Origin of the sequence: Nioella sp., assembly GCF_964229645.1 — a bacterium.
Classification (GTDB): Bacteria; Pseudomonadota; Alphaproteobacteria; order Rhodobacterales; family Rhodobacteraceae; genus Nioella.
On record NZ_CAXREX010000063.1, the window covers coordinates 1 to 4,940 of the forward strand.

4 protein-coding genes are annotated in these 4,940 nt (G+C 65.0%); 2 read left to right on the forward strand and 2 right to left on the reverse strand.

Annotation, left to right across the window (positions count from 1 at the left end):
* Window positions 1-2,573 (forward strand): DNA polymerase I (gene polA / locus ACEQXV_RS04265; RefSeq protein WP_370268055.1); only part of this gene is annotated, 2,573 nt, incomplete at its 5' end.
* Window positions 2,574-2,790: 217 nt separating this feature from the next.
* Here the strand turns inward: polA and ACEQXV_RS04270 are convergent.
* A complete protein-coding gene (locus ACEQXV_RS04270; RefSeq protein ID WP_370255344.1) occupies window positions 2,791-3,204 on the reverse strand; it encodes an SET domain-containing protein in 414 nt (137 codons plus the stop codon).
* Between the two features lie 167 nt (window positions 3,205-3,371).
* A complete protein-coding gene (locus ACEQXV_RS04275) occupies window positions 3,372-4,280 on the reverse strand; it encodes an aminotransferase class IV (protein ID WP_370255345.1) in 909 nt (302 codons plus the stop codon).
* A 168-nt stretch (window positions 4,281-4,448) separates the two neighbouring features.
* On the opposite strand from ACEQXV_RS04275, the gene ACEQXV_RS04280 reads away from it, so the two are divergent.
* The coding region (locus ACEQXV_RS04280; protein ID WP_370268056.1) for an arginase family protein at window positions 4,449-4,940 on the forward strand (492 nt) is incomplete at its 3' end.

Sequence of the window (4,940 nt, forward strand, 5' to 3'; positions counted from 1 at the left end):
ACGATCTCTACGATCTTTACAAGGCCAATCGTCCGCCCGCGCCCGAAGACCTGGTGCCGCAGTTTCCGCTGACACGCGAGGCCACGCGCGCCTTTAACATCGCCTGCATCGAGAAGGAAAACTACGAAGCCGACGACATCATCGCCACCTTCGCCCGACAGGCGCGCGAGGCAGGGGGGCGCTGCACGATCATCAGTTCCGACAAGGACCTGATGCAGCTCGTGGGCGGCGGCGTGGAAATGCTCGACGCGATGAAGAACAACCGGATTGATCGCGAAGGGGTGGAGGCCAAGTTCGGCGTCGGGCCGGAACGGGTGGTCGATGTTCAGTCGCTGGCGGGGGACAGTGTCGACAACGTGCCGGGTGCGCCCGGGATCGGGGTCAAGACCGCCGCCTTGCTGATCAATGAGTTCGGAGATCTGGAAACGCTGCTGGAGCGCGCGGAAGAGATCAAGCAGCCCAAGCGGCGCCAGACGCTGATCGAATTTGCCGACCAGATCCGCCTGTCGAAACAGCTGGTGACGCTGGATGATAATGTGCCGATGGACGTCACGCTCGACGATCTGGAACTGCGTGATCCCGAACCGCAGGCCCTGCTCGACTTTCTCGCCCAGATGGAATTCCGCACGCTGACCAAGCGGATCGCTACGCAACTTGGGCTGGAGGCGCCCGAGATCCCCGAACCCGCTGCCATGGCCGCCAGCGAAGACGCCCCCCCGCCGGAAGCGGTGCCCTTCGATGCGGAAGCTTACGAATGCGTGCGCGACGCCACAGCGCTCGCCGCCTGGATCGCCAAGGCCCATGCGCGGGGCTACGTGGCGGTGGATACCGAGACCACCAGCCTCGACGAGATGACTGCCGACCTCGTGGGTGTCTGCCTGTCGGTGGAACCGGGGCAGGCCTGCTACGTGCCGCTTCAGCACAAGGAAGGCGAGGGCGACCTCTTCGGCGGCTCCGCGCTCGCTGAGGGGCAGATGGGGCTGGAGGATGCGCTGGCGCTGCTCAGGCCGATGCTGGAGGACCCGAGCGTCCTCAAGATCGGGCAGAACATGAAATACGACGCAAAGATCTTCGCCAATTACGGCATCTCCGTGGACCCGATCGACGACACGATGCTGATGTCCTACGCGATGCATGCAGGGCTGCACGGGCACGGGATGGACGCGCTGTCGGACCGTTACCTCGGGCACGAGCCCATTCCGATCAAGTCGCTGCTCGGCAGCGGGAAATCCGCGATCACCTTCGACAAGGTCAAGATCGAGGACGCGGTGAAATACGCCGCCGAGGATGCCGATATCACGCTGCGCCTGTGGCAGGCCTTCAAGCCGCAGCTGCACCGCGAGAAGGTGACGACCGTCTACGAGACGCTGGAACGCCCGCTGGTGCCCGTGCTGGCGCGGATGGAGCGTCACGGCGTGAAGGTCGACCGCGATACGCTGTCCCGCATGTCCAATGCGTTTGCCCAGAAGATGGCGGGGCTGGAGGCGGAGCTGCACGAGCTGGCGGGCAAGCCCTTCAACGTGCAGTCGCCCGCGCAGGTGGGGCAAATCCTGTTTGAGGATATGGGGCTGGAAGGTGGCTCGAAGACCAAGACCGGCCAATGGTCGACCCCGGCAGACGTGCTGGAGGATCTTGCCACCGAACATGACTTCGCCGCGCGGGTGCTGGATTACCGGCAGTTGCAGAAGCTGAAGTCGACCTATACCGACGCGCTTCAGGACCACATCAACGCGGACACGGGCCGGGTGCACACGAGCTACATCCAGTCGGGCGCGTCCACGGGGCGGCTGGCGTCGACCGATCCCAACCTGCAAAACATCCCCGTGCGCAGCGAGGAAGGCCGCCGCATCCGCGAAGCTTTCGTGGCAGAGCCCGGCAACGTGCTGGTGTCATTGGACTATTCCCAGATCGAGCTTCGCATCCTGGCCCATATTGCCGGGATCGACGCTTTGAAAGAAGCGTTCCGCCGGGGCGATGACATCCACGCGATGACCGCCTCGGAGATGTTCAACGTGCCGATGGAGCAGATGACACCCGAGATCCGTCGCCGTGCCAAGGCGATCAATTTCGGGGTGATCTACGGCATTTCGGGCTTCGGGCTTGCCCGCAACCTGCGCATTCCTAGGGCCGAGGCGCAGGAGTTCATCAACACCTATTTCGAGCGGTTCCCCGGCATTCGCGATTACATGGATGCGACGAAGGAATTCGCGAAATCAAAGGGTTACGTGCAAACGCTCTTTGGGCGCAAGATCCACACGCCCGAGATCAACGCCAAGGGGCCTCGGGCGGGCTTCGCGCATCGCGCTGCGATCAACGCGCCCATCCAGGGGACCGCGGCCGATGTGATCCGGCGGGCGATGATCCGGATGGAGGACGCCATTGCCGGGCTTCCTGCGAAGATGCTGTTGCAGGTGCATGACGAACTGATCTTCGAAGTTTCTGAAGATGCAGCAGAAAATCTGATCGAGTGCGCGCGCGAGGTGATGGAAGGATCGGCGGAACCGGCGGTTAAACTGGCCGTGCCGCTGGTGGTGGATGCAGGCCAGGGCGCGAACTGGGCCGAGGCGCACTGAGCCAGAAAAAAGGGGGGGCGCCGGGCGTGCACCCCCGTACACCCCAGGTACACCCCCCGTGCAGACGAAACGCGGGTTTCGCCGCGCCTTCGGCGCGTCGACCCGCGCGCGATCCGGCGCGGATCGCGGCCCGTTTTCCGCGCCGGGAAACGGTTGGGGGCGCTGCCCCCGACGCCTGGCGGCGTCGCCCCCGGAGTATTTCAGCAAAGAAGAAGGGTCAGGCGGTCCCGATCACCTGGCCGAAGCGGTGGCGCGACGGCTGGAAATCCGCCACGTGGAGCGATAGCGCCCGGTAGTCACAGGTCAGTTCCTCGCCGGCCTTGATGTCGCGTGCGGCCACGCCCTTCACGGGGTTCGAGAGATCGACATTGGGCAGTTCGCAATGATTCATGAACCGGCCTTCGTCGCAGTCGAGCACCAGGTATTCGGGATCGCGTGGGTGTTCGTAGGTGTAGCGTTCCAGGAACTCGCGGAAATGACGCGGGACGCGTGTCAGTTCCTCTTTCTCGTAGGAAATGTCGAAGCGGCTGTCATAGAGGCGCACGAGCGCGCCTTTACGGATGTCAGTTTGGGTGAAGACACCGATCCCCTCGATCGCGGAGGGGCCGAGGAAGCAGCGCACCATCATCATGGTCGGAAGGCCTCTGGCTGGGGTCCGGCCCGCCCTGGTCCGGTCGTCGAAGGAAGGGGGCGGACCCCGCGCCGGGCGGGCAGCGCAAGGGTGATGCCAGCGCTCTTTTCGCGAGTCTGTCAAATGGGATTTGCGTTGAAACACAACATGTGATCACGCGGGCGGGGTCAGGTTGGGTAGCTGACCGGGTGGCGGTAGCCGGGTTGGCGGACGAGGTCCCAGTAGGCCTGTCGCGCGCGGGTGGCGATGGGGCCGGGGCGGCCATTGGCATAGATGCGGTCGCCCACCCTCGAGATGGGCAGGATGCCGCCGCCCGAAGAGGTCAGGAAGACTTCATCAGCGGTCTCGAGGCGGGTGGCTGGCAGCGGCTCGACGCGGGTTTCCAGCCCCATCCCGGCGCAGATTTCGAGCGCCGTCCGGCGGCTGATGCCTTCGAGAACGCCCGTGTCGGGGGTGGTGACCGTCTCGCCTTCCACGAGGAAGATGTTGAAGCCCGGGCCTTCGGTCAGGTTGCCCGCGTGGTCGAGCAGAACGACGGTGTCGAAGCCCCTGTCCTTGGCCTCGAAGAGACCTTGGGTGAAATCGCCCCAGTGGTAGTTCTTGGCGCGGGGATCGACGCTGTCCGGAGGAATGCGGCGGATGTTCTGCGCAACCCAGAGGCTGGCGCCCTGGTCCAGCACGTCGGGCTTGATCACGTGGACGTAAGGCACCGCCCAGGCATAGAAGTGGTTGGCACAGTCGCGCGGGTCGCGGCTGCCGGGGATGAGTGGTGTGCCCCGTGCGGCCACCATCGCGCAATAGGCGTCGCGCAGGCCGGAGGCGGCCACCATGTCATGCAGCGCCGCGGCGATCTGGTCGCGGGTCATGCCCACATCCATGCGCGCGGCCTGCATCGAGGCGGTGAAGCGGTCGAGATAGGCGTCGCGGCGAAAGAAGGCCCCGTCGACCACCGGCACCACGTCATAGACCACGTCGGAATGGGTGAGGCCCCAGTCGGTCACGCCGATGGTGGCCTCGGCGATGGGGATGATCCGGCCCTTCATCCAGGCCGCGCCCGCGCTGAAATCGGCTGTCATGGTGATGCCTCCCTGCGTCTTGTTCAGGGGGCATGGGCGAAGCGGGGCCGTCAAGCGGTGAAAAACGCGTTGACGCGTTTTGACAAATTCCGTCACGGAATTTGCCCCGCCCTTGCCAGCCCCGCCGCAGGGCGATTAGCTGGCGCGGGTGCAACAAGGGGATGGCACATGGCACATGGATACGAGAGCGGCAGGCTGAACCTGCCCTTCACCGGGATCGCGACCTTCGGGAAATACGACTACCAGCCCGACTGGGACCGGCTGGAGGCCGATGTGGCCGTCCTTGGCGCGCCCTTCGATTTCGGCACCCAGTGGCGCCCCGGTGCGCGGTTCGGGCCGCGGGCGATCCGCGAGGCGGCGACGCTGTTCTCCTTCGGGCACGCGGGGGCCTATGACCACGAGGACGGGGTGACCTATCTTGGTGCAGGCACCCGGATCGTGGACATGGGGGATGCCGATATCGTCCATACCGATACCGAGAGGAGCCATGCCAATATCGAGGCGGGCGTGCGCGCGATCCTCGACAAGGGGGCGTTGCCGGTGGTTCTGGGGGGCGATCCTTCGGTCAACATTCCCTGCGTTCGCGCCGTCGCCGGGCGCGGACCCATCCACCTCGTGCAGCTCGACGCGCATCTCGATGTCGTCGATGAACGTCACGGG